22 protein-coding genes and 2 tRNA genes are annotated in these 26,650 nt (G+C 60.7%); 3 read left to right on the top strand and 21 right to left on the bottom strand.

Features of this window, described 5'->3' with window-relative positions:
* Positions 1–100: 100 nt before the first annotated feature.
* The 10 genes from poxB to EV679_RS06820 form a co-directional block, all read right to left on the bottom strand.
* Positions 101–1,837: a ubiquinone-dependent pyruvate dehydrogenase gene (poxB, locus tag EV679_RS06865; protein ID WP_130486828.1), complete on the bottom strand. Its 1,737-nt coding sequence runs from the start codon at positions 1,835–1,837 to the stop codon at positions 101–103.
* Positions 1,838–1,845: 8 nt separating this feature from the next.
* Positions 1,846–3,348, bottom strand: a complete 1,503-nt coding sequence (gene mqo, locus EV679_RS06860; RefSeq protein ID WP_130486827.1) for a malate dehydrogenase (quinone) — start codon at positions 3,346–3,348, stop codon at positions 1,846–1,848.
* Positions 3,349–3,363: 15 nt separating this feature from the next.
* Positions 3,364–3,759, bottom strand: a complete 396-nt coding sequence (locus EV679_RS06855; protein ID WP_130486826.1) for a cupin domain-containing protein — start codon at positions 3,757–3,759, stop codon at positions 3,364–3,366.
* Between the two features lie 244 nt (positions 3,760–4,003).
* Positions 4,004–4,930, bottom strand: coding sequence for an AEC family transporter (locus EV679_RS06850; RefSeq protein WP_068368953.1), 927 nt, complete (start codon positions 4,928–4,930; stop codon positions 4,004–4,006).
* 408 nt (positions 4,931–5,338) lie between these two features.
* Positions 5,339–5,638 carry an antibiotic biosynthesis monooxygenase family protein gene (locus EV679_RS06845; protein WP_068368956.1) on the bottom strand — a complete coding sequence of 100 codons (300 nt, stop codon included), beginning with the start codon at positions 5,636–5,638 and terminating at the stop codon, positions 5,339–5,341.
* A gap of 390 nt (positions 5,639–6,028) precedes the next feature.
* Positions 6,029–6,105 (bottom strand) — tRNA-Pro (locus tag EV679_RS06840).
* An 83-nt stretch (positions 6,106–6,188) separates the two neighbouring features.
* Positions 6,189–7,310, bottom strand: a complete 1,122-nt coding sequence (locus tag EV679_RS06835) for a 3-deoxy-7-phosphoheptulonate synthase (protein ID WP_127773539.1) — start codon at positions 7,308–7,310, stop codon at positions 6,189–6,191.
* 102 nt (positions 7,311–7,412) lie between these two features.
* Entirely contained in the window at positions 7,413–8,066 is a 654-nt protein-coding gene (locus tag EV679_RS06830) for a CatB-related O-acetyltransferase (protein ID WP_130486825.1), read from the bottom strand.
* Between the two features lie 178 nt (positions 8,067–8,244).
* Positions 8,245–8,847 (bottom strand): hypothetical protein, encoded by a 603-nt coding sequence (locus EV679_RS06825; protein WP_130486824.1) that lies wholly within the window; start codon positions 8,845–8,847, stop codon positions 8,245–8,247.
* Positions 8,848–9,082: 235 nt separating this feature from the next.
* Positions 9,083–9,865, bottom strand: a complete 783-nt coding sequence (locus tag EV679_RS06820) for a 3-hydroxybutyrate dehydrogenase (RefSeq protein ID WP_127773537.1) — start codon at positions 9,863–9,865, stop codon at positions 9,083–9,085.
* Between the two features lie 321 nt (positions 9,866–10,186).
* Here EV679_RS06820 and EV679_RS06815 point away from each other — a divergent pair, with 321 nt between their 5' ends.
* Positions 10,187–11,410 carry an alpha/beta fold hydrolase gene (locus EV679_RS06815; protein ID WP_127773536.1) on the top strand — a complete coding sequence of 408 codons (1,224 nt, stop codon included), beginning with the start codon at positions 10,187–10,189 and terminating at the stop codon, positions 11,408–11,410.
* A gap of 137 nt (positions 11,411–11,547) precedes the next feature.
* On the opposite strand, the gene EV679_RS06810 is transcribed toward EV679_RS06815, so the two are convergent.
* From EV679_RS06810 to rpsU, 5 genes are all read right to left on the bottom strand, one after another.
* Positions 11,548–11,624 (bottom strand) — tRNA-Ile (locus tag EV679_RS06810).
* 95 nt (positions 11,625–11,719) lie between these two features.
* A complete protein-coding gene (locus EV679_RS06805; RefSeq protein ID WP_068368964.1) occupies positions 11,720–12,172 on the bottom strand; it encodes a DUF441 domain-containing protein in 453 nt (150 codons plus the stop codon).
* 16 nt (positions 12,173–12,188) lie between these two features.
* A complete protein-coding gene (gene rpoD, locus EV679_RS06800) occupies positions 12,189–14,429 on the bottom strand; it encodes an RNA polymerase sigma factor RpoD (RefSeq protein ID WP_068368968.1) in 2,241 nt (746 codons plus the stop codon).
* Between the two features lie 250 nt (positions 14,430–14,679).
* On the bottom strand, positions 14,680–16,734 hold the full coding sequence (gene dnaG / locus EV679_RS06795; RefSeq protein WP_130486823.1) for a DNA primase: 2,055 nt from the start codon (positions 16,732–16,734) through the stop codon (positions 14,680–14,682).
* A gap of 12 nt (positions 16,735–16,746) precedes the next feature.
* On the bottom strand, positions 16,747–16,959 hold the full coding sequence (gene rpsU / locus EV679_RS06790) for a 30S ribosomal protein S21 (protein ID WP_006218592.1): 213 nt from the start codon (positions 16,957–16,959) through the stop codon (positions 16,747–16,749).
* A 350-nt stretch (positions 16,960–17,309) separates the two neighbouring features.
* Between rpsU and EV679_RS06785 the strand changes: the two genes are divergently transcribed.
* Both EV679_RS06785 and EV679_RS06780 read left to right on the top strand, forming a co-directional pair.
* A complete protein-coding gene (locus tag EV679_RS06785) occupies positions 17,310–20,768 on the top strand; it encodes an AAA family ATPase (RefSeq protein WP_130486822.1) in 3,459 nt (1,152 codons plus the stop codon).
* A gap of 99 nt (positions 20,769–20,867) precedes the next feature.
* The gene (locus tag EV679_RS06780; protein WP_130486821.1) at positions 20,868–21,347 is read left to right on the top strand and encodes a hypothetical protein; all 480 of its coding nucleotides are present in this window, start codon (positions 20,868–20,870) and stop codon (positions 21,345–21,347) included.
* An 86-nt stretch (positions 21,348–21,433) separates the two neighbouring features.
* Here the strand turns inward: EV679_RS06780 and EV679_RS06775 are convergent, their stop codons facing one another.
* The 6 genes from EV679_RS06775 to leuD form a co-directional block, all read right to left on the bottom strand.
* Complete coding sequence (locus EV679_RS06775) at positions 21,434–22,078, bottom strand: phosphoribosylanthranilate isomerase (RefSeq protein ID WP_068369440.1); 645 nt, start codon at positions 22,076–22,078, stop codon at positions 21,434–21,436.
* Complete coding sequence (truA, locus tag EV679_RS06770; protein ID WP_130486820.1) at positions 22,038–22,946, bottom strand: tRNA pseudouridine(38-40) synthase TruA; 909 nt, start codon at positions 22,944–22,946, stop codon at positions 22,038–22,040. The genes EV679_RS06775 and truA overlap by 41 nt, the downstream gene beginning before the upstream one ends.
* Positions 22,946–23,320: a hypothetical protein gene (locus EV679_RS06765; RefSeq protein WP_068368983.1), complete on the bottom strand. Its 375-nt coding sequence runs from the start codon at positions 23,318–23,320 to the stop codon at positions 22,946–22,948. Before EV679_RS06765 ends, truA begins: the two co-directional genes overlap by 1 nt.
* A 54-nt stretch (positions 23,321–23,374) precedes the next feature.
* On the bottom strand, positions 23,375–24,505 hold the full coding sequence (asd, locus tag EV679_RS06760) for an aspartate-semialdehyde dehydrogenase (RefSeq protein ID WP_068368986.1): 1,131 nt from the start codon (positions 24,503–24,505) through the stop codon (positions 23,375–23,377).
* A 291-nt stretch (positions 24,506–24,796) separates the two neighbouring features.
* Positions 24,797–25,870: a 3-isopropylmalate dehydrogenase gene (gene leuB, locus EV679_RS06755; RefSeq protein WP_130486819.1), complete on the bottom strand. Its 1,074-nt coding sequence runs from the start codon at positions 25,868–25,870 to the stop codon at positions 24,797–24,799.
* A gap of 124 nt (positions 25,871–25,994) precedes the next feature.
* Positions 25,995–26,645, bottom strand: a complete 651-nt coding sequence (leuD, locus tag EV679_RS06750) for a 3-isopropylmalate dehydratase small subunit (RefSeq protein WP_127773530.1) — start codon at positions 26,643–26,645, stop codon at positions 25,995–25,997.
* Positions 26,646–26,650 lie beyond the last annotated feature (5 nt).

The raw sequence follows: 26,650 nt of genomic DNA, 5'->3' as shown, positions 1-26,650 counted from the left end.
GGCCCGGAAGCTGTTGCCGGTACTTACCTAAAAGGCGCGAGCCAATTACCGGCCCGCGCCCTTCCTGGATGCCTAGGATCAAGACCTCTGCTTGCCGGTATTACCGGGGCAGCAGATTGGTCCTGGCCAGGTCAATGACGTTGCTCATCTTGCCATCCATGACAGCACGCAAGCCCCACAGGCTGAAGCCCTTGACCTGTTCGATACCGATCGTGGGCGGCATGACCAGCTCCTGCTTGGCCGTCACGACGTCCAGCAACGCCGGGCCGTCATGGGCCAGCACTTCCTTCACGGCCGCTTCCAGGTCGCCCGGATCTTCCACGCGCACGGCATGGATGCCCACGGCACGCGCCACGGCAGAGAAATCGGGGTTATCGAGATCCACTTCCGTGTCGATGAAGCCCGCCGCCTTCATTTCCAGCGCCACGAAACCCAGCACGCCGTTATTGAAAACAACAATCTTCACCGGCAGGTTGCGGTGCTTGACCGTGATGAGGTCGCCCATCAGCATGGAAAAACCGCCGTCGCCGGAGAAAGTCACAACTTGCCGGTGCGGCTGGCATGCCTGGATGCCGATGGCCTGCGGCAGCGCATTGGCCATGGAGCCATGCGTCAACGAACCGATCAGACGGCGCTTGCCGTTCATTTTCAGGTAGCGTGCCGCCCATACCGTGGCCGTGCCGACGTCCGCCGTGAACACGGCATCTTCATCCGCGTGCTGGCTCAGCAGGCTGGCCAGGTATTGCGGGTGAATGGGCGGCTTGCCGGCGGTGCCCTGCGCCAGTTCATCCAGGCCGGCGCGCGCATCCTTGTAATGCGCCAGCGCGGCGTCCAGGAACTTGCGGTCGGTACGCGCCTTCAACTTGGGCAGCAACGCGTCGATGGTCAGTGCCACATCGCCGACGATCCCCAGATCCAGCTTGGCGCGGCGGCCCAGGCTTTCCGGCCGGATATCCACCTGGACGATCTTGCAATCGGTAGGCAGGAATTGCTTGTACGGGAAATCCGTGCCCAGCATCAGCAGCGTGTCGCAATGATGCATGGCCGCATAGCCCGAGGAAAAACCGATGAAACCCGTCATCCCAACGTCGAAGGGATTGTCGTACTCAACGTGCTCCTTGCCGCCCAGTGCGTGCACGATGGGGCTTTTGAGCGCATCGGCCAGCAGCAGCAGCTGGGCATGCGCACCCGCGCAGCCACGGCCCGCGAAAATCGCCACCTTGGACGAATCGTTGAGCAGGTCTGCCAGCGCGGTGATTTCCTCATCGGCGGGCGTGACCTTCGGCTGCGGCGGCAGCAGGCCGCGACGCGACGTCACGCTCTTGCGCGGCGAGGCCTGCAGCGCTACGTCGCCCGGCAGCACCACCACGGCAACCCCGCGCTTGCCGACGGCCGCGCGGATGGCATTGTCCAGCACATAGGGAATCTGGCTGGCGTCGGACACCAGTTCGCAGTAGTGACTGCACTCGCGGAACAGTTCCTGCGGATGCGTTTCCTGGAAATAGCCGCTACCGATTTCGGCTGACGGGATATGCGCAGCAATGGCCAGCACCGGCGTGCGGCTGCGATGCGCATCGAACAGGCCGTTGATCAGGTGCAGGTTGCCAGGACCGCAAGAGCCGGCACAAACCGACAGTTCGCCCGTGATCTGGGATTCGCCGGAAGCCGCGAACGCCGCCACTTCCTCGTGGCGCACACCGACCCACTCGACATCTTTCTGCTGGCGCAACGCTTCGGTCAGACCGTTCAGGCTATCGCCAACGATCCCATAGATACGCTTGACGCCGCCTTCCGCCAGCGTGCCAACTACATACTCAGCAACATTCTTGATACTCATGGCAACCCTCAGATGAATTCCAGATTAAGCGTGGCAGCCGTCGACTTGCGGATTTCGCGGCAAGCATCGGCGTCCGTCTTCAGATCCACCCCATAGGTCGGGATGATGGTCTTCAGCCTGGGCAGCCAGCCATCGTCAGTCAGTTTGTCGGCAAAGCACTTCTGCAGCACTTCCAACGCAATGAAGGCGGCGGTCGAAGCGCCGGGCGAAGCGCCCAAGAGCGCGGCCAGCGACTTGTCGCCGGAAGCGATCAGCTCGGTGCCGAACTCCAGAACGCCTTCCTTCTCGGTGCCCGGCTTGATGATCTGCACACGCTGGCCCGCCACGGCGGTCGTCCAGTCCGGCGTCTTGGCATTGGGATAGAACTGGCGCAGCATCTCGAACTGATCCTTGGCGCTTTGCAGCACTTGGGAAATCAGGTATTCACTGAGTTGCCAGTTGTCCTTGGCCACGTCCAGCATGGGCAGGATGTTGCCCGGACGCACCGAGCGGAACAGGTCGGTCAGCGAACCATGCTTCAGGAAGCGCGTCGAGAAACCCGCATAAGGCCCGAACAGCACGGATTTCTTGCCGCCGATCACGCGCGTATCCAGGTGGGGTACGGACATGGGAGGCGAACCATGCGGCGCCTTGCCATAGACCTTGGCGTGGTGGCGTTCGCTGATGCTATCGACATCGCAACGCAGCCAGATGCCGCTGACCGGGAAGCCGCCGTAGCCGTGGCCTTCGGGAATATCGGACTTCTGCAGCAGTTCCAGCGCACCACCACCGGCACCGATGAACACGAACTTGGCTGTCAGGCTCTGGCGCTCGTGCGTTTTGGTGTCCTTCAGATCGACGCGCCAGCTACCATCGGCTGCGCGCTTCAGGTCGTCGACATGCTTGAAGTAATGCACCGAGGCGTCGGGCTGGGCACTGACCTGTTTGATCAACAGGTGCGTCAGCGCGCCGTAATCCACGTCCGAGCCAGTGATAATGCGCGTAGCGGCAACCGGATCGTCACCCGTGCGGCCTTCCATGATCAGCGGCGCCCATTCTTCGATCTGCTTGGGATCTTCGCTGTACTCCATGCCGTGATAGCAATGGTGCGCGGACATTTCCTTGAAACGCTCACGCAGGTAGGCCACGTTGTCCTTGCCCCAGACGAAACTCATGTGGGGACAAGGGTGGATGAAAGCCTGCGGGTCGGGAATAGCCCCCTTCTTCACCAGGTAGGACCACAGCTGGCGCGACAGGTCGAACTCGGTATTGACTTCCAGCGCCTTGGAAATGTCCACTGTGCCGTCCGCACGGGCCGGGGTGTAGTTCATTTCGCAATTGGCTGCGTGACCGGTGCCCGCATTGTTCCAGCCATCAGAACTTTCCTGAGCGCAATCGCCCAATGCTTCGACGATCACGATTTTCAGCGAAGGCTCGAGTTCCTTCAGGACCGTGGACAGCGTGGCGCTCATGATGCCGGCGCCGATCATGACGATATCGGCACTTTCCGGCAGGTTCACATTATTCGACATATCTATCATTCCTCGTCAGTTGCCGGCCTTGGCCGGTGCGAACAGCACCTTGGCATCCTGGGCCAGAATCACATAGGCCCGGCGCCAGGGGTCGTTCCCGATCAGGCGCCAGCGATGCCCGCCGCCCGTCGTATCTTCAGCCCAGAGCACATCGCCCGGGGACAATTGAAAATGTTCTCCGCCGCGCGTTTCGAATTCCAGCGTGCCACTCAGCGTAAGCACTAACTGGTGCGCCGGCGCTTCATGCCAATCAAAGCTGCCGCCCTCGCTGGTTTCACGAAACGAAATACTGACTGCCCCGGCCACGGCGCTAAGGGTGTCGCCGCGCTCGCCCTTGGGCAGATCAATCAAACCTTCTTCGAAATACGACTGGCCGTCAGCGCCAGTAAAAAGGTGAACACAACGGATCATTGAAAATCTCTCCTTGCCAACAAAGTGTCTATCGAGTGCGTCTACGCTTTCCCATGCCATCCCTGCACGGCAAACCATGGGAAAAAACAGAGCAAGCCCAGGCTGCCAGACGTGGCTGCAGGCGCCTGAGCGCCCGCCTGCCTTGCCCGCCGCCCGCCCCGATTTCAAGACAGGCGGCCTGGAACACCTCGCGCCGCACGCCCGCACCGGGGCCAGCGCTGCGACGCGCAGGTTCACACCAGCCTTACAGCCACTCGGACACCACCACGATGCCAAGCGTCATCGTCACCAGCGATACCAGCGTGCTGAGCAGCACGGTGGAAGCTGCCTCGTCCTTGTAGACGTTGTTGGCCACAGCCAGCGCCGGCGTCGCCGTCGCCGTCGGCAGGATGCCGATGATGAAGGCCGACTTCAGCAACATGCCTTCCAGGCCCAGCGCCAGGCCGACGCCCAGGATCACTGCCCCTTGCAGGATATTTTTGATAATGACGTTGAACACAATCTCGGAGCGCAGATTCATCTTGATGCCCGACAGGAACAGGCCCAGGAAGAAGAGCGCCACGCCGCCAGCAGTCTTGCCCAGTTCGTTGAGCGAGTTCTTGATGACATCCGGCACTTCCACGCCAGCGATTGCCAGCACAGCACCCAGGATGGGCAGGAACACCAACGGCTGCGACAAGGACTTGCCAAACGACTTCCAGGCGCTTTGGCCCTTGTTGCCGCCACCGATCATCATCAGCGCAATGGGCAGGATGATGACGGTATAGATCAGGTTGCCGATCACCATGGCGATCAAGCCGGACGAACCCACGGTTGCCAGCAGGATGGGAGGACCACAGTAGGCCATGTCAGGAAAAGACGCCGAGAGGGCCTGCATCGTTGCATCGGCACGGTTGTGCTTGTAGACCACCTTGCCGACGACATAGGCCACGACATAAGCCAGCACCAGACCGGCCGCCATGGCAAGCGCGAAGTCTGCATTGAGGATGGAGGAAGGCGAAGAACTCAACGCCGCCAGGAACAGCGCGATAGGCAGCGCGATTTTGACGACAAAATCGGCGAATGCCTGCGAATAATCTCGCTTGATGAAGCCATACTTACCGGAAAGCCAACCGACGGCCCCCCCGACAACAATAGGCCCCAAGGCCGCCATAATAATCTGCGTCAACATTCTTACACTCTCCTGCGTTTCTGAATAGGCAAAAAACCGGGTGCCGAAAAACCTGCAGTTCCTTATGGACGCAAGGGCGCCCTCATTACCGGAAAACAATCAATAAAAAACCTCATCATGATGGCGTGCCAACATGACAGAACGACAATTCAGCATTGCTGGTTGTTTGCATTTCGCCTGTGAAACACACAGCCATTCACCGAAGACACACGCAAAGAAACCCCCGTGTGAAATTCACACAGGCAATAATGTTCATTACGGACAAGACTTAACAACCCGACCAGACTGCGCAAAAATACTATCGGCAATTACGCTTAATACTCTGCTTCGGCCCGAGGGCCGATGAATTGAGTCTTCTGGCGCCGTTCCTTCGAGAACCCGGCGCCGTCATCTGGACTGCTGACGGTGTCAGCCCCGGCTGACTTCCTCGACATGCACCGTCGTCGGCGCTGAGGCGAAGAAGGGGCTGATGATGGCGCGCCACGCAGGGAACGCGGGCGATTCCCGGAAACCCACCATGTGGTCTTCCAGCGTCTCCCATTTGATCTGCAATTGATATTGTTCGGGTGACTCTATTGCTCGGCGGACGCTATAGCCCAGAAACCCCTTGGACTTGGCAATGATGGTATCTGCACCCTGCTTGATTGCCGCTTCGAAATCGGCTTGCTGACCAGGGTGGATATGAATCGTGGTGACTTCGTAAATCATGTTCGCCCTCGGGGTTTCAGATCTTTCTCACTATAACTTATCCCAACCGACAAAACGTAAATCTTTATTGCAGATACCGGCCAAACGCGTAGTTTGCCTGGCAATCGTTGTTTTATTCCAGTCAAGAAATGATAACCTCGTTTTTCATCAGAGATTCACAATCATTCTCAGGGAAAACCACGAAATAGTCGTATTTGCTGAAATAAAAATAGTCCATGACAAAGCAAGGAGCCATTTGATTTAAATCAACCGAATTGCAAAAAAGATGAATTATCAAATGCGTGTGAATCGCACTTAATTGCGAAGACGAAATCAATGGCGCACCGCTGGCGCCAAAAAGCAAAACGGGGGTGACGGCCTATGCCGTCACCCCCGTTGCTTGTCATTCTGTGGTCGGGGCGACATGATTCGAACATGCGACCCTCTGGTCCCAAACCAGATGCGCTACCAGACTGCGCTACGCCCCGACTAAGAAAGAGATTGTATCCTAAATCACGGCAAACTCACACAGGCAGTACGTCCTGCGGCCTCCGCCATGTATGAACAGTGATCAAATCTGCCCACGGCGCTGGCGCACGGCAGCGGCAAGCGTTTCCAGCACCCCTTCCGTCTGCCCCCAGCCCAGGCAGGCATCGGTAATGGAAACGCCGCGCTGCAGCGAGACGCCAGGTTTGAGGTCTTGCCGCCCTTCCTCCAGATTGCTTTCCAGCATGATGCCAGTAATGCGCTGGTCGCCAGCGGCGATCTGCGCCGCGAGATCCGCAGCAACGTCGATCTGGCGTTGGTGTGATTTGTTCGAATTCGCGTGCGAGCAGTCCACCATGACCTGCTCACGCAGGCCGGCCTTGCGCAACACTGCGCAACATGCCTCGATACTGGCAGCATCGTAGTTCGGGCCCGGCTTGCCGCCACGCAGAATGACATGCGCATCCTCATTGCCGCGGGTTTCGAAGATCGCCGCCACACCCATCTTGGTCATACCAATGAACGCATGGCTGGAACTGGCCGCAACAATCGCGTCCGCCGCCACCTGCACGCCACCATCGGTGCCATTCTTGAATCCGATGGGGCAGCTCAGGCCCGACACCAGCTGGCGATGGCTCTGACTTTCGGTCGTCCGGGCACCGATCGCACCCCAGGCAATCAGATCGGCAATGAACTGCGGACTAAGCAAGTCCAGGAATTCAGTGCCGACTGGCAAGCCCAGCTGCGCGATTTCCAGCAGCAGCTTACGCGCACGGCGCAAGCCTTCATTGATGCAGAAGCTCCCATCCAGGCGCGGATCGTTGATGTAGCCCTTCCAGCCCACCGTCGTACGCGGCTTTTCGAAGTACACGCGCATAACGATCAGCAAGTCATCGCGAAAGCGCTCCGCAGCCCCCTTGAGCAGGTGTGCATACTCCATGGCCTGCCCATGGTCATGGATAGAACATGGCCCGACCACTACCACAGGACGGTCATCGCGGCCATGCAGAACATCGGCAATAGCGTCCCGCGCCTGCTGCACAGAATGGTGCGCGGATTCCGGCACGGGCAATTCGTCTTCCAGCAGGGCGGGCGAGATCAGGGGGCGCACGGCGCTGATGCGTACATCATTGATGCGCAAGGCATCCTGCGTCACCGGCGCGGTTTCGACGGCGGCATCAGGCAGCGTGGCGGTATGACTGCTCACAGGGCTTCTCCGGTAGGAAATTGATGGCCCGTTTGCTCTCGGGCCCGACCCCGTGATTATCGCACTGCAACATCAAAAAATTACGCAGGACTCGCGCCACGACTATCGCGATGAGGTCCTGCTTGCATCGAAATGCTCGGCGGCCGCCAGCAAAGCGCCAAAATCGCTGCCGCACAGCAAGGGACGCAGCGCCTCGAACTTTTCCTCGCTCCAGCGATAGATGCCCAGCGCCAGGACGGACTCCACCGTTGCCGCCGCAAAGCGCTGCCGGATGGGCACAGCCGGGTTGCCCGCTACCACGGTATAGGGAGCCACGTCCTTGGTCACGATCGCCCCGGATGCAACGACAGCCCCTTCCCCTATCGTCACGCCCGGCATGATCATGGCCCGCATACCTATCCAGGCGTCGTCGCCGATGGTCGTATCGCCCTTGCCCACATAGGCCTGCTCCAGCGTTTCAACAAAAGGGTACAGGCTGAACCAATCCATGCGATGGGTATGGTTGCCCCCCATGAGGATCACCGCTTGCGCGCCGATACAGACATAATCGCCGATATACAGCTGATCTATGGGCCAAAGCGGGTCCCAGGCCTGCAGGCTGTATTCGTCGCCATACAGGTAGCGCACCACGCTTTGCTCGAAAGAACCGCTCCAGGCGTCGCTGTAGTAGCTATGGGTGCCGCGGATGTGGATATTCGGGTTCCGTACGCTCTCGTGCAGATACTCGACCCTGGACCAGTGCTTGGAAGGCGTCATACCGTTTTCCTGCTTCATGATGACGCAGCGAATAAAGCCTCGCTGCATGGCTGGCGCACCGCATGCCCCAGAGCTGCCTGAGTGGGGGCGGAGGGGTGGGCCCGAGGCCGGAACGGGTGCAGACCGAGGCCAGGCCAAGCCTGTACCGGCCCGGCTTTGCCAACGCGGCCAGGCAGCCTCAGAAACCCGGGCTCGCCGACTGCTGGTTGCGCAGGAACTCGATGCGCGCCTGGCTCCAGGCCGGATCATGCAATTGCAACTTGGTGCCCGACACCGACAGAACGGCCTGCTGCCTCATCGAGCATCCCATGCCGGGATTATCGCTGGGTGATTCGCACCATTCCTGCTTCATCGAATTGGGCGCATTGGATGGCTCGCCATAGCGGGTCACCGCACGCTGCGCCATCGCAGCCTCATTGCTTTGCGTCCAGGGAATTTCATAGATGATCTGCGACACGGCCAGCGGATCGGCAGCATTGACGGGCACCCTGGGTTCGAAATGCACCAGAAGCTTTTCATTGCCGGCTTCATACACCAGATAGGATGGCAACTTGGTGCCAGTCACCGGATTCACCGACGGATAAGGGTCAGACTTCACCGCATCGGCGGCAATATTGAAATGCCTGGCCATGACCTGACGCACTGCGTCCAGGCCCATGCCCGTCTTCACGCCCGCCACATCGAACTCGCGCGCGTCCACGGAACGCGGCTGCGCCGACACAGAAGAAACTGCCAGCAAGCCGGCAGCGGCGAACAAGGGAAAGAAATAGGAACGTCGCACGAAAACTCCTAGGAAGTGGCTCGGATTGACCATGAAACTGGCCTGTGCACATGACCAGCCGCTGCCGCCGCGTGCGGAAGCGTCAAGGAAATTGTAGTCAAGAACGCCAACCTTCGTTTTCCCGTCCCGACTTGCCCGGTTTGATGGCCTTGCGACTGCTGCCAGGGTGCGAATCAACATGCGGCTGGTGCGCGCCGGCCACCCGGCGCACATGGCCAGCACACCTGCGCCATACCTATTGCATGAACCAGCCGTGGCTGACGACCAGCGACTGTCCGGTCAGCGCATTGCTGCTGGCACCGGCAAAAAACAGCACGGCCTCGGCGACATCCGCAGTCGTCGTGAATTCGCCATCGACAGTGTCCTTGAGCATGATCGTCTTCACGACCTGCTCTTCGGTGATCCCGAACTCCTGGGCCTGCTCCGGAATCTGCTTGTCGACCAGCGGCGTACGCACAAAACCGGGGCAAACAACATTGGCCGTCACATTGTGTTCTGCACCCTCTTTGGCCAACACCTTGGCCAGACCGATCAGGCCGTGTTTGGCCGTGACATAGGGCGCCTTCAGCTTGGAAGCTTCCTTGGAGTGCACCGACCCCATATACACCACGCGGCCGTAGTTGGCCGCATACATATGCTTCAGGCAAGCGCGCGTGGTCAGGAATGCGCCGTCCAGATGGATAGCCAACAGCTTTTTCCATTCCTCATAAGGAAAATCAACCAGTGGCTTGACGATCTGGATACCCGCATTGCTGACCAGCACATCAATCTTGCCGTACCTGGCGATCACTTCTGCAATGCCCTGTTCCACCTGCGCTTCGTCCGTCACATTCATCGCGACGGCAAATGCATCGGCGCCGGTCTTGCGAATTTCCTCAGCCGTTGCCTGCGCGGCCTGCAAATTCAGGTCGGCGATAACGGACGTACCACCCTCCGCCGCGAAACGCACTGCGATTTCCTTGCCAATACCGCTGGCAGCGCCAGTGATGATGCCAATTTTTCCATCAAAGCGAGACATGAACAAACTCCTGTCGAAGATTGCGAGAGTTGGGTGCAAGACAATCGTAGAACACTTCACCCGGTATCAGGTGTCAAATCGGCGCCATCGTGACCAGCAGACACAGCTTAGGGCCGGAAGCGCCCCCGTCGCCCCCGCCCGCACGCCCCTCCGTCCCCGGCCACCCGCTCGCGATCATGAGCAAGACCTCGGGGAAACCATGTCTTTCGGATTTTATATTTATATAAAATAATTAAATTCCAGACCTTAAAAGGGATTTTCTGGAAAATAACTTACAAAATATAAATATTATGCAAATCCAATACTGGAGGAGAAACATACATGAAAACGAACCATCGCCAGAGTACGCTGGCAGCACTCATTGCCACGTTGGCATCCAGCGTCGTCCTGAGCGCATGTGGTGGCGACGGCAATTCTGGAGACGCCCATGCCGCGCCAGCACCTGAACTGCAGGTCGGCCCGCTGGGATCGGCGTTCTGGGATGTCTATCGCCGCCCGCCCGCCACTGCCAAAGCAGGCGACATCCTTTACATCCAGGCCCGCACGGATGCACCGACTGGCGCCAAGGGTTGGAACGTGATCTACGTCTCGGAAATCGCCCAGGGCAAACTGGCCTATGTGTCGGGAGAAATCTATGCTCCCCAGGAAAGCGTGGCGCAGGAACGCGACGTTATCCTGTGGAACCACGAAACCACCGGCGTGGCCGATGCCTGCGCGCCATCCCGCCGGGACACCGACGAAGAACGGATTCCAGCGATCAAGGCACTGCTGGCCAAGGGCTATATCGTGGTCATGAGCGACTACCCCGGACAGGGCTTGCCCGGCCCGGCCTATTACATGGCCGGCCAGCCCAATGCGCGGGCCTCGCTCGACATGCTGAGGGTTGCGCAACAGATTCCTGACATCAAGGCATCCAAGCGCTATGTCATGTATGGCTGGTCGCAAGGTGGGCAGACCACCATGTGGGCCGAATCCATCGCCCAGCAGTACGTACCGGACTTCACCGGGTTGGGTGCCGCACTGATTGCCCCGGGCGTAAGAATCAAGGACCTCACGCTCAACTCGATGAAAAACACATCGCTGGCCGGGTATGTCATATCCACCCTGCCTGGCATCAAGGCATATTTCCCTGAGCTGCGCTACCGCGACTTCCTCACGACGGAAGGCCTGGAACAATTTCCTGCCATGGCCGATGGCTGCTTCGATGTCTGGAGCGCAGCAGCAAACGTGAGCGCCCCCTATCAACCCGATGCACTGGTGGAAGGATCACCATGGTGGCAAGCCATGTCGGCGGTGGATAACTTCAAACCCAGCGGCCACATGCCCTTCATCATCTTCCAGGGAGATGCGGACAAGGACACGCCTATCGAACTGACGCTTCGGGAGCGGGACGCCATCTGTGAAGCCGGTGCTGCCGCAGAATTCCTGACCTTCGCCGACCACGACCACAGCGCCGTGGTACCAGAAGCCGCCAAGCGCTTCCCGGACTGGGCCGAAGCCAGATTCCAGGGCCGCGCTCCCACCAACCAGTGCCAACCTAAATAAGCGCAACAGCACTTTCAGCAGACTTCCTGGATGCCGCCCGACCGCTGCTTCACGCCGGGCGGCGGCCAGCATGCACGAACCTATGCAATTGAAGGACAAAAAAATACGGCCCACATCGCTGTGAGCCGCATCAATACTGGTAGGCCGTGCTGGACTTGAACCAGCGACCAAAGGATTATGAGTCCTCTGCTCTAACCAACTGAGCTAACGGCCCCCAAGCTCATTATTATGACATGCTTGGTGGCCATTGCAAAACAGTAGCGCCCTGGAAATCCCCTGGAAATCTGTTACCCGCCACCCGTGGCCGGGTCAGGATTTCCCTATCAACAGGGACAACAAGCCCGCTGCAATCAGCGGCCCCACCGGTACGCCACGGAAGAATGCCACACCGATCAGGGTTCCCATCAGCAGGCCAGCCACGATCTGCGGGCTGTTGCCCATCAGGACCACGCCCCGCCCGCCCAGCCAGGCCACGCCGATACCAACCAGCACCGCCAGGAAAGAACGCCATTCCACGAAGGAGTGCAGCAGGTCGCTGACACTGATGCGGCCGCTGGCAATGGGTGTCATCACGCCTACCATCAGGATGATGATGCCCACGCTGAGGCCGTATTTCTGCACCCAGGGAAAATGCGCCTGTAGCGGCGTCAGCCGTACAAACAACAGCACCAGCATGGCGATGGATACCGCCATGTTGTGGCTGACGTAGCCGAGAACGGCAAACGCCAGCAACAACAGTATCGTCGGATCCGCCCAGCTCATTGCAGGAAGGCTTCCATTACTGCCCTTCCAGGAAGCTCTTCAGTTTGTCCGCACGGCTGGGGTGGCGCAGCTTGCGCAAGGCCTTGGCTTCTATTTGGCGGATGCGCTCGCGGGTGACGTCGAATTGTTTGCCGACCTCTTCCAGCGTCTGGTCGGTGCTCATTTCGATACCAAAACGCATGCGCAGCACCTTGGCCTCACGCGGCGTCAGCGAATCCAGCACTTCCTTGACCACGTCGCGCATGGAGCCATGCAGCGCGGCTTCGGCAGGTGCCAGATTGGCCGTGTCCTCGATGAAATCGCCCAGGTGGGAATCGTCGTCGTCACCGATCGGCGTTTCCATGGAGATGGGCTCCTTGGCGATCTTCAGGATCTTGCGGATCTTGTCTTCCGGCATGTCCATCTTGGCCGCCAGGGTTGCGGGATCCGGCTCGGCGCCGGTTTCCTGCAGGATCTGACGATTGATCCGGTTCATCTTGTTGATCGTTTCGATCATGTGGACCGGAATACGGATGGTGCGCGCCTGATCGGCAATGGAGCGCGTGATGGCCTGGCGGATCCACCATGTGGCGTAGGTCGAGAACTTGTAGCCACGGCGGTATTCGAACTTGTCCACCGCCTTCATCAGACCGATGTTGCCTTCCTGGATCAGATCCAGGAATTGCAGGCCGCGGTTGGTGTACTTCTTGGCAATGGAGATCACCAAACGCAGGTTGGCCTCTATCATCTCGCGCTTGGCCTTGCGGGCCTTGGCCTCGCCGGTTGCCATGCGTTTGTTGACGTCCTTGAGATCCTTGAGCGGCAGCACGACGCGGTCCTGCAACTCAATGAGCTTGTTCTGCAGCTCCTGCACGTCAGGAATATGGCGTGCCAGGGTTTCCGAATACGGATAGCCGGCATCCACTTCCTTTTGCACCCATTCCAGATTGGTTTCCTGGCCCGGGAAGACCTTGATGAAGTGGCTGCGCGGCATGCCGGCGCGATCCACACAAACCGACAGCACTGCACGCTCCAGCTGGCGTACTTCTTCCACCTGCGAACGCAAGGTGTCAGCCAGACGCTCGACCATCTTGGCCGTGAAGCGGATGCCCAGGAACTCCTCCTGGATACCTTCCTGCGCCTCAAGGTAACGGGCCGAACGGTAGCCGCCGGTCTCGTAGCATTCACGCATCACGCCGAACCATTTTTCGACGCGATCGAATTTTTCCAGCGTTTCAACACGTAGCGTTTCCAGCTGCTTGCTGCTCATGCCGCCTGCGGGGCCGTCGTCACCGCTGTCAGTCACACCGGCGCCTGCATACTCTTCACCGTCCTGGTCCAGCAGGCCGTCGACGATTTCGTCAACCTGGCTGGAACCATCGCGTACCTTGGCAACGTGCGCCAGGATTTCCAAGATGGTGGTCGGACACGCGGAAATGGCCATGACCATGTGCTTCAGGCCATCTTCGATACGCTTGGCAATTTCGATTTCGCCTTCGCGCGTCAGCAGTTCGACAGAACCCATTTCGCGCATGTACATGCGCACCGGGTCGGTCGTACGGCCGAAGTCGGAATCCACCGTCGTGAGCGCAGCTTCCGCTTCATCCTCAACATCGTCGTCATTGGATGCCACCGGCGCGTTTTCGCTCATCAGCAGCGTTTCAGCGTCGGGCGCCTGGTCATAGACTGCGATGCCCATGTCGCTGAACGTGCTGATGATGCCGTCGATGGCTTCGGCGTCCACCAGATCATCCGGCAGATGATCGTTGATTTCGCCGTAGGTCAGGTAGCCGCGATCCTTGCCCAGCTTGATGAGCTGCTTCAGGCGGTTGCGGCGAGCTTCGTATTCCTCGGGCGACACGGGGCCGCGCGCGATCAGATCCTTGGGATCCGCCTTGCCGCGCTTGCCGCGCTTGGCCGGCTTGAAATCAGGAACGATTTCGCCGTCTTGATCCATGTCGTCATCGAAATCCGCGCTGACGTTAGCGCTCTTGGCAGGACGGCCGGGGCGACGGCCGGTACCGGCAACCTTGGGCGCAGCCGCTGCCTTGGGCTCGGCAGCCTTCTTGGCTGCCGTCTTGGTCGCGCTCTTGGCTGCCGTCTTCGTCGTCTTGGCCGCGCCTGCTGCTGCCACCTTGACCGCAGCCTTGGCCGGCGTCTTGGCAGCGGCGCGCGTCACCTTGCGGGCGCCAGTCGTTGCCGCACTGCCTGTATCCGGCACGTCGATATGCGTCTGTTGGTCTGCCTTCGAACTTTTTGCGGTTTTGGATTGGGTCATAATGGTTTCCGTAGCGAAGTTGCCGCCACAAAACGGGAGGGCTGTCTGATTCTGCCGACAGCCCAAACAGTGAACAGGACAAAAAAGAGCGAGAACAACTCGGCATCAAGCGCCGAAAAGCCGGAAGTAACAAGACTTCCGGCATCAGGCGGGCTAAGACCCGCAGCATCATCCGACCGCAACTCCGAGAAAAGGTTCGGGGCAGACATCGCAAACCCCTGAATCTTAACTTATTTGCGGGAACACTACACTAAGCGTTCCCCAAGGCCCTCAGGCGGCGCGTCAGATCCTGGTATAACTTTTTCGACTCATCATCCGTCAGGCCGGACGCCACCAGGGCATCCAGTTCCAACTTCAGCGCCTCGCGCTCGACATTGCGCAAGCCCCCTTCCCACTCCAGTTGCGGGTCGGGCAGCTCTTCGCTGCCAAGCACGTCGCGCGACAGGTCATGCAGGATGCCCGCCAACTCGGATTCAGCAGGCACGGCTTCCATCATGGCGCCGATATGCCTCGCTCCCGAATCCTGAAGCAGCGTCACCAACTCCCTGACCATACGCATATGGGGGCTGCCATCTAGAACTTCAAGCTGCTGCTCGCCCATTTCGTCGACCAGCCCGGGATGGCTCACCAGCAACCGCAATAATTTACGTGGCAGGCTGGCCACTTGCTGGCCGCCGCTCAAGGGCGGCACTCCCCGGTTCCGTCCTTCATTCCAGCGCCCGCCGTCCTTGCGCCGCTTACCCCGATCCCCATCCCTGCCACTGCCATTCCATGTCCGGCGGCCGGTGCCCGGCTGCGGCAGCGCCTGGAAGGTTTCCTGTGCCGGCCAATAGCCGCCTTCGTGATCCATGCCGCCCTGGAAACCGATGTCATCGGGAACCACATCATCTGGCGCGACCATCCAGGGTGGCGGCGCTTCCGCCACGCCATGGCGCCCGTCTGCGTGACTACCGCCGGCGTGAGCCTCGGCTGCACCAGCTGCCGGCGCGGCGTGCCGCCCCGGCGCCTGGGCCTCGCCCGCGCGGAACATGGCATGCAGCTCCTCAGGGGTAAGCCGCACCTGCCGCGCGAATTCATTGTGCAGCTGGACCTTCAGCGCGCAATCCGGAATCTCGGCAAACAGCGGCCGGGCTTCGTGGATGCAGGCAGCGCGCCCTTCAACTTCGTCAAGGACATGGCGCGCAGCAAGCTCATCGAGCAGGAAACGCGACAACGGCTGGGCTTCGGCCAACGTGGCACGGAATGCTTCGGCCCCGAAGGCGCGAACGTAGGAATCCGGATCGTGATCTTCCGGCAGGAACAGGAAGCGGATGGAAATGTCATCGCGCAGCAAGGCCAAGCAGGTATTGAGCGCCCGCCAGGCCGCACGACGCCCCGCCTTGTCGCCATCGAAGGAGAACACCACGTTCTCGCTGGCGCGCAGCAGCTTCTGCACATGCTGAGGCGTCGTTGCCGTGCCCAGCGTAGCCACGGCATGCTCCACGCCCAGTTGCGCAAGGCCAACCACATCCATGTAGCCTTCCACCACCAGTACCTGGCCGGCGGCCCGGATCGCCTGGCGCGCTTCCCACAGGCCATACAATTCCTGCCCCTTGGAAAACAAAGGAGTTTCCGGGGAATTCAGGTACTTGGGCTCGCCTTTGCCGATGATGCGGCCGCCAAAGCCTATCAGCGCGCCGCGGGCGTTCCGAATGGGAAAGGTGACGCGCTCGCGGAAGCGGTCATAACGGCGCCCGTCGTCCGCTTCCACGACCAACCCGACCTCAACCAGCACGGGATCATCGTAACGCTCGAAGACATTGGACAAGCCCCGGCGATCGTCGCCGGTCCAGCCCAGGCCGTAGCGCTTGGCGATCTCGCCAGTCAGCCCGCGCCCCTGCAGATAGCGGCGCGCCTGGGCGGACTGGCGCAACTGCGCCAGATAGTATTCCTGGGCTTTTTCCAGTGCCTGCGTATGCCGCGATACCTCTTCCTTGCGCCTGGCGGCCTCGGCCTGCTGGCGCGGGCTGCGCGGCTCTTCCGGCACGTTCATGCCTGCCGAAGCGGCAAGCGAACGCACAGCTTCCGGGAAACTGGCCCCGGTGTGCTCCATCAGGAAGGTAATCGCGCTGCCATGCGCTCCGCAACCAAAGCAGTGGTAGAACTGTTTGGTGGGGCTGACAGTAAAGGAAGGGGATTTTTCGTTATGGAAGGGGCAGAGACCTAAAAGGTTCGCCCCACCCTTGCGCAGCTGCACATAACGCCCGACGACATCCGTAATATCGACCCGGGCGAGAAGTTCCTGGATGAAAGAATCAGGAATCACTCACTGAACAGATCAGTAGAGGCGCGGAGGCAGTTGTTGGCTGCGGATACGCTTGTAATGACGCTTCACGGCGGCAGCATGCTTGCGCTTGCGCTCAGCGGTGGGCTTTTCGTAGAACTCGCGCGAACGCAGTTCGGTCAGCAGACCCGTCTTTTCGATGGTGCGCTTGAAGCGGCGCAGAGCGGCTTCAAACGGCTCGTTTTCTTTCAGGCGAACAATAGGCATGAATTCTATTACGCAGTTAAAAAATGGATGGAATGAGGTGCATACTGAATCGTCGGATTCTATCACGTTACGTGGGAGATTCAAAACCCGGACTGTTGCCTCACCGCCAAAGGGCCTGCGGTTACAAATTCGTTCGCCGGCGCACACCCGGCAGTTGCGCTTGTTCCGACGGCGGAAATGGCCCGTTCGGGTGATGCGCATGAACATTTACAACTCACACAGAATGGCACAAGTGTGACAACGAAAACAAGAATTCACTCACAACTGGAAGCACTGCACGTCAGGCAACAAGCCGGCGGAATGCCTATACTTCAGGGTCATGCCATACACCCCCAGCATTTCCCTCAAGCATGCCCCCTATCAAGCCGATCACCTTCCTAGACATCCTGAAGCTATCCAAAGTCACCGCGCTGCAACATGGTCTTATGCGCATCAACATGGATATCGTCAGCGAGACACTGAAGACTTTTGTCGACACGACGGATCTCCCTGACGAAGTCGCCTGGAAGTTCGGCCTGGACCCCAAGGACAAGAAGGCCCCCAAACGCAAGGATGGCATCCAGCGTTTGGCCGAGTCCCCGGCCAAACCATCCGTCTCGCTCACTGCCGACGTTTCTTCGCTGCGTAACGAATATGGCGCCAATCCTGTCGCCGGGCTGTTCCTGCCGGAACAGGACACGAATACCGCTCCCCCGGACGTGGCCGACGACATCACCAACAACGCCCCCCTCCCCCCCGCCGATCCCGCCATCTGCTCGGACAATGCATCCGGGACCGTGCCCGGCATAACCCCGGAAGAATCTGCCCAAGGGCGCGAGGTCACGCTGCAGGAATGCCTGGTACTGGCGGGGCAACAGGCCACTGCCAGCGGCCGCGACACGATTTCCGTCAGCTCCTTGCGCGAAGCATTGGCACTGTATGTAGATACCAGCGGCGTGGGGCTGCATCACGCGGCCTTGCTGGGCATCACGGGCAAGCCTGCGGCGCGTACCGATGGCATCACCTGCCTGGCCGGCGCGCCCGCCGAACCACCCCTGCCCCTGAGCAACGAAGTCGCGGCACTTCTTGAACAATTCAAGGACGAGACCCTTACGCTGCGGCTGCCCGCATCTGGCGCGCCGCCCAGGGCAACGAAGTCCAGCGAAACCAGCAACAAGCACGACCGTCGCAACCATCCCGGACACAGCTCCGCCAGCGGCGAACCCGCTCCTGGCACAGGCAAAGAGCAGGAAGCGCAGGCAGCAGAGGACAGCAGCACCACCATCTCCCGAGAGGAACGCGTTCCCGCCGCGCTGAAACAGGTTGATGAGCAACTGCAAGAGCTGGAAGCCACGATCATCGGCCAGCCTGCCGCCCTGGCCCGCCTGCGCACGGAACTGCTGGCACGCGCGCTGGGTTTGAATACGCCGGGCAAGCCTCGCCTGCTGGTTTGCGTCGGCCCCTCCGGCACCGGCAAGTCATTGCTGGCACGCAAGCTGGCCGACGCCAACGACGGCAAAGGCCTGATACTGAACATGGCCAGCTTCCAGAGCCACAACGAAGGCTTCGGACTGACCGGCCTACGCGAAGGCTACAGCAACGCCGGCCCCGGCCGACTGACAGGATTCGTGCGCCGGCATCCGCGCGCGGTGGTGGTCTTTGACGATGTAGACCGCGCCCACCCCAACGTCCAGAACATTCTGGCCAATCTGCTCAGCGACGGTTATCTCGAAGATGAGTACGGGTTCGGCAATGAAAAGGAACGCTCGCGCGCGGAAAGCCGACGGGTATCCTTCAAATCGGCCCAGTTGATTTTCACGCTGCGTCCCAGCCCGGAACTAGCCGAAGATAATACGCTTTCCACGTTGATCCGGGAAAATCCGGCACAGGCAGCCACCCTGCTCGCCGAAGACATGCTGGCCCGCCGGGACAGCGATGACAGCCTGGATAGCAGCCGCGAAAACGGCAGCATCTCCGCCTATCTGGCAGGCTACCTTGCCAACGCCACTATTCTGCCGTTCGCAGAACTGACGATAGACTCGCTGACCCGTATCGCCAGAAAATCCCTGGCGAACTTTGCCGAGCTATTCAGCAAGCAGGCCATTCCGGTCGAGTTCGACAACCTCGACCTGATCTCGTCAATCATCACGCTGTCCTTCGGGCCCGACATCGCACCGCTGGACCTGGCAGAAGCCGGCACGCACTGGCTTACCGAAGCCTGCTTTGCAGACACTGCCGCCAGCAGCCAACTGCCGGAGCGCGTTGAAGTCAGCGTTGCCCAGGAAGTGACCGACTGGTTCGCAGAACACCCGCTGGACGCCCTGCATCGCAACCAGTTTCGCCGCCGGGAGGTGTTGCGCTACGACCTCAGCCCACACCGCCAGGACGGCGTGCTGAAGCTGGTCATCAGCGCTGTACGCCTGGAACGCATACAGGGCCGCAAGGATTATGGCGCCGATGATGGCTTTGCCATTGAGATTCCAGACCTGCGTTTCAGCGACATCAAGGGGCATACGCGAGCCAAGGAAAGGCTGCAACAAATCATTCAGCTGTTCAATGCCCCGGCCATGGCCACGTCGGCCGCAGACGCCCAGCAAACGCCGCCCCCGAAGGGCATGCTGCTGCACGGCCGCCCCGGCACCGGCAAGACGATGCTGGCCAAGGCACTGGCGGCGGAAGCCGGCGTGCCGTTCATTTCCGTCGCCGGCCCGCAACTGTTCAACCCCGCCCTGACCCGCTCGATTTTCAGCCGGGCGCGGCGTTATGCCCCCAGCATCGTCTTCATCGACGAAATCGACGCCCTGGGCATACGCGGGATGCGCGGCATGGAACCGGCCATCAATCAATTGTTGGCCGAGATCGACGGTTTTGGCTCGCGTTCGGAACATCCCGTCTTCATCATCGCCGCCACCAACTTCCTGGCCAATGTCGACCCGGCGCTGCTGCGTTCCGGGCGCCTGGACCTGCTCATGGAAGTGCCACTGCTGGACCGCGAAGCGCGCCGCCACTTCATCGAGTCGCGGCTGTGCTCGCTGCCCCACCCGCAGGCCGGCGCCGCCGCAGCCTGGAACATCGACGCACTGGTGGCCATGACGGCCGGCATGAGCGGCGCCGACTTTGAAAAGGTCTATCGCGAACTGCTGCTATCCCAGCAACAAAGCCAGGACGGCAAAGATGGCCACGTCAGCTACGAGCAGTTGCTGGAACAGATCAATACCGTGAAATACGGCGAGCGCAGCCGTCGCAAACCGCTGCAGGAATACCTCGCCGCCGTTGCCTACCATGAAGCCGGACACGCCGTGCTGGCTGCGCTGCTGCATCCCGAACGCCCGCTGGAGCAGGTCACCATTGCCGGGCGCGGTGATGCACACGGCTTTGTCGCCCTTTCCCGCGACGACGAACATGCCCTCCGCCCCATGAACCGCAACGAGGCCATGAACGATCTTTGCGTCAAGCTGGCTGGACGGGTAGCCCAGCTGCGGCAATTCCCCGTATCCGAATCGTCCGGCGGCAGTGACAACGGCGCTGCCAGCGACCTGGCCAAGGCCACCGAAATGGCGTGGCTGGCCGTCACCCAGTGGGGCCTGGACGAAAGCTTCGGCTGGCTCTCCCTGGCCCCCTTCGACAACCCGCTGCCGCCGGCCTGGATGGAGCGCGCCCAGACCCGTGTGGACATCTGGCTACAGCAGGCCCGGGAACGCACCGAAAAACTGGTGGAAAGCCACTGGGCAGTCATCGCCAAGCTGGCCGAGCAACTGCTGCAGGACGAAACACTGGACGGCCAGGCTGTGCTCAAGCTCATCGAAGAGCAAAAAAACGGCGCCGCATGAACAACGCCGCCATCTACGTCATACCCGGGCTGCCCTGCATGCGCCGAGCGCGTGCAGGGCAGCCCGCCATTTCCGCAACCTTGAAAAGGAACCCCTCTCATGAGCTCCAAGACTGAAGACCTGCAAAAGCTGTACCAAGAGGTTCTTGACTACAAATCGGACATCGACGACGACGGCGATGTGCGCTTCCGCCACCCGGAAATGGGTGTGTTCTACATTTCCATCGACGCGGAAGGCGACCCGGAATTCCTGCGTCTCGTATTCCCGAACTTCGCGGACGACGAGCGCACTGGCCTGTCACGCGAACAGCTGCTGGAACTGGCAAACGAAGTCAACATCAAGAACAAGGCCGCCAAGCTCACCGTCAGCTACATGAACAGCGACAACACCTGGAACGTCAGCGCCCAGATCGAATGCTTCATTGCACCGGCCGACCAATCCCCGGACCCGGACCTGCTGCGCGCCACCATGAACCGCAACATTTCGGCCATCCGCGCCAGCCTGTCGACTTTCCACCAGGCCGTGGAAGAAGCCAAGGGCGCGGCATCGGAAGAAGGCGAAGAAGGCGATTCCATCTGATCAGCCCTGGGCAGCCCGCCCAGGCAAGCAGGCTCGAGACGGCGGGCCATCCCTGCCATCTGCGGCCTCGCTCGGGCTGCCCAGCATCAGGCCTGTGCCGCGCGCACGGCCTCTATGAAACGGCGGATTTTCAGTGCATTCTTGATGCCAGGCGCATCCTCGACGCCACTGCTGACATCAACGGCAACCGGACGCACGCGTTGAATTGCCGCCCCGATATTGCCTTCATTCAGACCGCCGGACAGAATCAGGCGCCTGCGGTTCTCCTCTTTCCAGCCATCCAGCAGGCCGTGGTCGAATACCGTACCGCTGCCGCCATAACCCGGGCTGTCCGTATCCAGCAGGCAGCCATCGGCCCGAGCATAGTCCTGCATCTGCCGCGCCAGGGACTCGCCCGTCACGCCGCCCTCCTTGGGCACGCGCAGCGCCTTGAGCCAGGGATGTCCGTAGGACATGCACTCCTGTGCGCTTTCATCTCCGTGGAACTGCAGCAGGTGCGGACGTACCTCGCGCAAAACCGCCTCGACTTCCGTACGGACAGGGTTGACGAACAAGGCCACCACCGTCACGAAGGGCGGCACCAGGGCGCGCAGGGCGCCAGCCTGCTCGGGTGTCACGTAGCGCTTGCTGGGCGGATAGAACACGAAACCCAGCGCGTCGGCGCCGCCATCCACGACCGCCAGCACATCCTCAGGCCGAGTCAGGCCGCAAATCTTGATCCTTGTCATGATTTTCCTTGCTCTGCCCGGCACCGGCCAACCCTAGATGACCGGCTGCGGCAATCAGCTCGCCACCGGGCGACAGTGCCAGGCCAGGCATGATTTCCAGGCCGTCCTGGTAAGGCAAGCCGTAAAAGGCCGGATAATCGACCGCACACAGGTACAGCCCGGCAGCCGAATACGTCGGTGCGGCGCGGCGCCTGTCCCGTTCCAGCAGCAACTCCCGCATGCGCTCGACGGTATAGCGTCCCTGCCCCACGTAGACCAGCGAACCAATGATATTGCGCACCATGTGGTGCAAAAAAGCATTCGCCTTGAGCACGAATACGATCATGTCGCCATGACGCTGGATATCCAGGCGCTGCATGACACGCACGGGATGCGCCGCCTGGCATTGCGAAGAACGAAAGCTGCTGAAATCATGCTCGCCCAGCAAATACGCGGCAGCGGCACGCATGGCCTCCACATCCAGCGGACGAAAGCACCAGCCTGCACGCCTGGCCCACAAGGGCGAACGATAAGGACGATTCCACAGCAGATACACGTAGGTACGCGCCTGGGCAGAAAAGCGCGCATGAAAATCCTCAGGGACTTCCCGAGCCCACTGCACCGCAATGCTTTCCGGCAAATGAGCATTCAGGCCACGAATCCAGGCCACATCGCGTCGTTGCAGATCGGTATCCAGATGCACCACCTGCAGACATGCGTGTACTCCGGTATCGGTGCGGCCCGCGCAAATCGTCGGCACATGTGTGCCGGTAAAGGCCATCAAGGCCTTTTCCAGTTCATCCTGTACCGTGTTACCGCCGGGCTGTGTCTGCCAGCCCAGCCAGGGAGAGCCTTCATAGGACAGTCCCAGCGCCACCCTGCGGCGCGCCATCAGCGCCGCTCTCCGGATTTGCCGGAGCGGCCTGCAGCGGGAACGTCTGCCTCGGCCGGCGGCGCATCCAGGTCCAGGTCGATGGCAGATAGCTGCTGCTCGAACTTCTGGCGCGCCTGTTCCATGCGTTGCGCCTGGATACCATCGCTGGGGAACGCTGCCGCGGCTTCCGGGGCCACGGCATCATCTTCCGAAGCGTCGTCCGCGCCATCATCAACATCGGTATTTTCACTGCCATGATCGGCATGACCGCTGTCTTCGGTGTCTTGCCTGGCGCCGGCACGGCGCATCAGGAAAGCCACCCAGAATGCCACTACTGCCAGCAGGACGGTGCCCAACACCAGGCCATAGCCCTGCCCAAATTGCGCGTCCAAAGCTCACTCCCTTCCGGGAAGGCCCTTGCAGGCCTTCCCTGACTCCTGCTTCGATTACAGCTCGCCGATGGCGATGCGCAGCATGCGGCGCAGCGGCTCGGCGGCGCCCCACAACAACTGATCGCCCACGGTGAAGGCACCCAGGTAATCCTTGCCCATGGACAGCTTGCGCAGACGGCCCACCGGAATATCCAGCGTGCCCGTGACAGCAACCGGCGTCAGGCCGTGGACCGTGGATTCCTTGTCATTCGGGATGACCTTGGCCCAGTCCGTGCCTTGCGCAATGATGTCGGTGATTTCATCGAGCGGCACATCGCGCTTGAGCTTGATTGTCAGTGCCTGGCTGTGGCAGCGCATGGCGCCAATGCGCACGCAGAAGCCGTCGATGGGCGTCGGTTCGCCACCGAAGGCCGGGCCACGGCCCAGGATCTTGTTGGTTTCGGCCTCGGCCTTCCATTCTTCGCGGGAAACGCCATTACCCAGGTCGGAGTCGATCCAGGGAATCAGGTTGCCGGCCAGCGGCACGCCGAAACGCTCGGTCGGCAGTTTGCCGCTGCGTTGCAGGTCGAGCACGCCACGGTCGATTTCCAGGATGGCGGAAGCCGGGTCGTCGAGCAAGGGGCGGACGGATTCATTGACCAGGCCGAACTGGGTCAGCAGTTCGCGCATGTGCTGCGCGCCGCCGCCGGAAGCCGCCTGATAGGTCATGCTGGTCATCCACTCGACCAGGTCGTGCTGGAACAGGCCGGACAGGCCCATCAGCATGCAGCTGACCGTGCAATTGCCGCCGATGAAATCACGCACGCCGCGATTCAGCGCCGCGTCGATGACATTGCGGTTCACCGGGTCCAGCACGATGATGGAATCATCATTCATGCGCAGCGAACTGGCTGCGTCGATCCAGATGCCCTTCCAGCCGGAGGCGCGCAACTTGCCGTGCACAGCCTTGGTGTAGTCGCCGCCCTGCGCCGTCACAATGATCGGCAGTTTCGCCAATGCATCAATATCGTAGGCATCCTGCAACGGACCCGCGCCAGCAGCCCAGGACGGCGCAGCGGCACCCACCTGGCTGGTCGTGAAGAACACGGGTTCAATCAGGGAAAAATCGTTTTCGTCGCGCATGCGCTGCATGAGGACGGATCCCACCATGCCGCGCCAGCCGACCAGACCGACGGCTTGAGTCATCTGTATTCGCTCTGTTTTATGTGTGAAGAACAAGCCATCCCGCCCTCTCCTGACGTTATGGCCCTTAGGTATAAGAATGTATCAGAATTGCCAGGGTTTACCTGGATTTTCCGCGAAATAATGCGCCATTTTCGAGGGTGACGTAAAGCGGACGCAACAATCTCCAGGTGCCGTCTGGCTCCCGCCTGCGAGCGCCAGGCAAACAAGGCAGGCCGCCGGTAAGGGCCGGCTGGCCTGCCTCGTCATGGAACCCGCACCACCGGGCCCGCCCAGGGGCCCGGTGACGGCGGCTTACAGTGCGGCCAGAACGGCGTCGCCCATCTCGCTGGTGCCGACCTTGCGCGTGCCCTCTTCATAGATATCGGCGGTACGCAGGCCATCGGCCAGCACCTTGCGGACAGCGGCTTCGACGCGGTCTGCCTGTTCGCCAAGATCCAGCGAATAGCGCAACAGCATGGCAGCCGACAGAATGGTGGCCAGCGGATTGGCCAGATTCTGGCCAGCGATGTCGGGTGCCGAACCATGGCTGGGTTCGTACAGGCCCTGGCGCTTTTCGTTCAGCGAGGCCGAAGGCAGCATGCCGATGGAACCGGTCAGCATGGCGGCTTCGTCGGACAGGATATCGCCGAACAGGTTGCCGGTCACGATCACGTCGAACTGGCGCGGTGCACGCACCAGCTGCATCGCGGCATTGTCCACATACATATGGCTCAGTTCCACATCCGGGTAGTCACGCGCCACGTCGATCACGATATCGCGCCAGAACTGCGAGGTTTCCAGCACATTGGCCTTGTCCACACTGCACAGCTTGCGATTGCGCTTCTGGGCCGACTGGAAGCCCAGGTGGGCAATGCGGCGCACTTCGCTTTCGGCGTAGCGCATGGTGTCGAAACCTTCACGCTGCCCCTGGAACGCACCATCTTCGGCCGTACGCACACCACGCGGCGTGCCAAAATAGATGTCGCCGGTCAGTTCGCGCAGGATCAGGATATCCAGCCCGGACACCACTTCCGGCTTGAGCGTCGATGCCGCTGCCAGTTCCGGGTAGAGGATAGCCGGACGCAGGTTGGCGAACAGGCCCAGGGCCTTGCGCAGGCCCAGAATGGCTTGTTCCGGACGCAGTTCACGTGCCAGTTTGTCGTACTTCCAATCCCCCACGGCGCCAAACAGGATGGCATCCGATTCCTGCGCCAGCGACAGCGTACCAGGAGGCAGCGGATGGCCGTGCAAGTCATAGGCAGCGCCACCGACCGGTGCTTGCGCGATTTCGAGCGGCAGATTCAACGCCTGCAGGACGCGGACCGCCTGGGCGACGATTTCGGGGCCGATGCCATCACCGGGGAGCACTGCGATTTTGTGAGCCATGAGAGATCGTTTTGCGAGAAGTTAATGGAAAATTATATGCATTCAACTATGGTAAGAGCCGCCCCCGTTGCGATCCGGTCCGGCTGCCAGCGCCTGGCAGCACCGGCAACCGGACCGGCCAGACTCAGCGCAACTGGCGACTTTCGAGCCAGGGATGACGCGCCAGGCGTTCTGCTTCGAACTGGCGGATCATGTCGGACTTCTGCAGGGTCAGGCCGATGTCGTCCAGCCCGTTGAGCAACCGATGCTTGCGGAACTCGTCGATATCGAACGGCAACTCGCCGCCTTCGGGCTTGACGACCACCTGGCGCGCCAGGTCCACCGTCAACTTGTAGCCCGGGAAGGCCTTGACTTCATCAAACAGGCGGGCCACATCGAGTTCCGACAGGATGATGGGCAGCAGGCCGTTCTTGAAGCTGTTGTTGAAGAAGATATCAGCGAACGACGGCGCAATGATGGCACGGAAACCATACTGGCTCAGCGCCCAGGGCGCGTGTTCGCGACTGGAGCCACAGCCGAAGTTCTTGCGCGCCAGCAGGATGGAGGCCCCGGCGTAGCGCGGCTGGTTCAGCACGAAATCCGGGTTCAGCGGACGCTTGCTGTTATCCATGCCCGGTTCGCCGTGGTCCAGGTAGCGCAGTTCGTCGAACAGGTTGGGGCCAAAGCCGGTACGCTTGATCGACTTCAGGAACTGCTTGGGGATGATCAGGTCGGTATCGACGTTTTCCCGGTCCAGGGGGGCAACGAGGCCTTCGTGTACGGTGAATGCTTGCATGTTGG

Origin of the sequence: Kerstersia gyiorum, assembly GCF_004216755.1 — a bacterium.
Taxonomy (GTDB): Bacteria; Pseudomonadota; Gammaproteobacteria; order Burkholderiales; family Burkholderiaceae_B; genus Kerstersia; species Kerstersia gyiorum.
This window is presented reverse-complemented; position numbering and strand designations above follow the sequence as displayed.

Excerpts from the sequence above, each read along its gene's own strand:
- EV679_RS06820 (WP_127773537.1), bottom strand. The coding sequence starts at position 9,865 with ATGTCTCGCTTTGATGGAAAAATTGGCATCATCACTGGCGCTGCCAGC.
- rpoD (WP_068368968.1), bottom strand. The coding sequence starts at position 14,429 with ATGACCCAATCCAAAACCGCAAAAAGTTCGAAGGCAGACCAACAGACG.
- EV679_RS06785 (WP_130486822.1), top strand. The coding sequence starts at position 17,310 with ATGCCCCCTATCAAGCCGATCACCTTCCTAGACATCCTGAAGCTATCC.
- poxB (WP_130486828.1), bottom strand. The coding sequence starts at position 1,837 with ATGAGTATCAAGAATGTTGCTGAGTATGTAGTTGGCACGCTGGCGGAA.
- EV679_RS06780 (WP_130486821.1), top strand. The coding sequence starts at position 20,868 with ATGAGCTCCAAGACTGAAGACCTGCAAAAGCTGTACCAAGAGGTTCTT.
- mqo (WP_130486827.1), bottom strand. The coding sequence starts at position 3,348 with ATGTCGAATAATGTGAACCTGCCGGAAAGTGCCGATATCGTCATGATC.
- asd (WP_068368986.1), bottom strand. The coding sequence starts at position 24,505 with ATGACTCAAGCCGTCGGTCTGGTCGGCTGGCGCGGCATGGTGGGATCC.
- EV679_RS06850 (WP_068368953.1), bottom strand. The coding sequence starts at position 4,930 with ATGTTGACGCAGATTATTATGGCGGCCTTGGGGCCTATTGTTGTCGGG.
- leuB (WP_130486819.1), bottom strand. The coding sequence starts at position 25,870 with ATGGCTCACAAAATCGCAGTGCTCCCCGGTGATGGCATCGGCCCCGAA.
- rpsU (WP_006218592.1), bottom strand. The coding sequence starts at position 16,959 with ATGCCTATTGTTCGCCTGAAAGAAAACGAGCCGTTTGAAGCCGCTCTG.
- leuD (WP_127773530.1), bottom strand. The coding sequence starts at position 26,645 with ATGCAAGCATTCACCGTACACGAAGGCCTCGTTGCCCCCCTGGACCGG.
- EV679_RS06830 (WP_130486825.1), bottom strand. The coding sequence starts at position 8,066 with ATGACGCCTTCCAAGCACTGGTCCAGGGTCGAGTATCTGCACGAGAGC.
- EV679_RS06815 (WP_127773536.1), top strand. The coding sequence starts at position 10,187 with ATGAAAACGAACCATCGCCAGAGTACGCTGGCAGCACTCATTGCCACG.
- truA (WP_130486820.1), bottom strand. The coding sequence starts at position 22,946 with ATGGCGCGCCGCAGGGTGGCGCTGGGACTGTCCTATGAAGGCTCTCCC.
- EV679_RS06855 (WP_130486826.1), bottom strand. The coding sequence starts at position 3,759 with ATGATCCGTTGTGTTCACCTTTTTACTGGCGCTGACGGCCAGTCGTAT.
- EV679_RS06805 (WP_068368964.1), bottom strand. The coding sequence starts at position 12,172 with ATGAGCTGGGCGGATCCGACGATACTGTTGTTGCTGGCGTTTGCCGTT.
- EV679_RS06845 (WP_068368956.1), bottom strand. The coding sequence starts at position 5,638 with ATGATTTACGAAGTCACCACGATTCATATCCACCCTGGTCAGCAAGCC.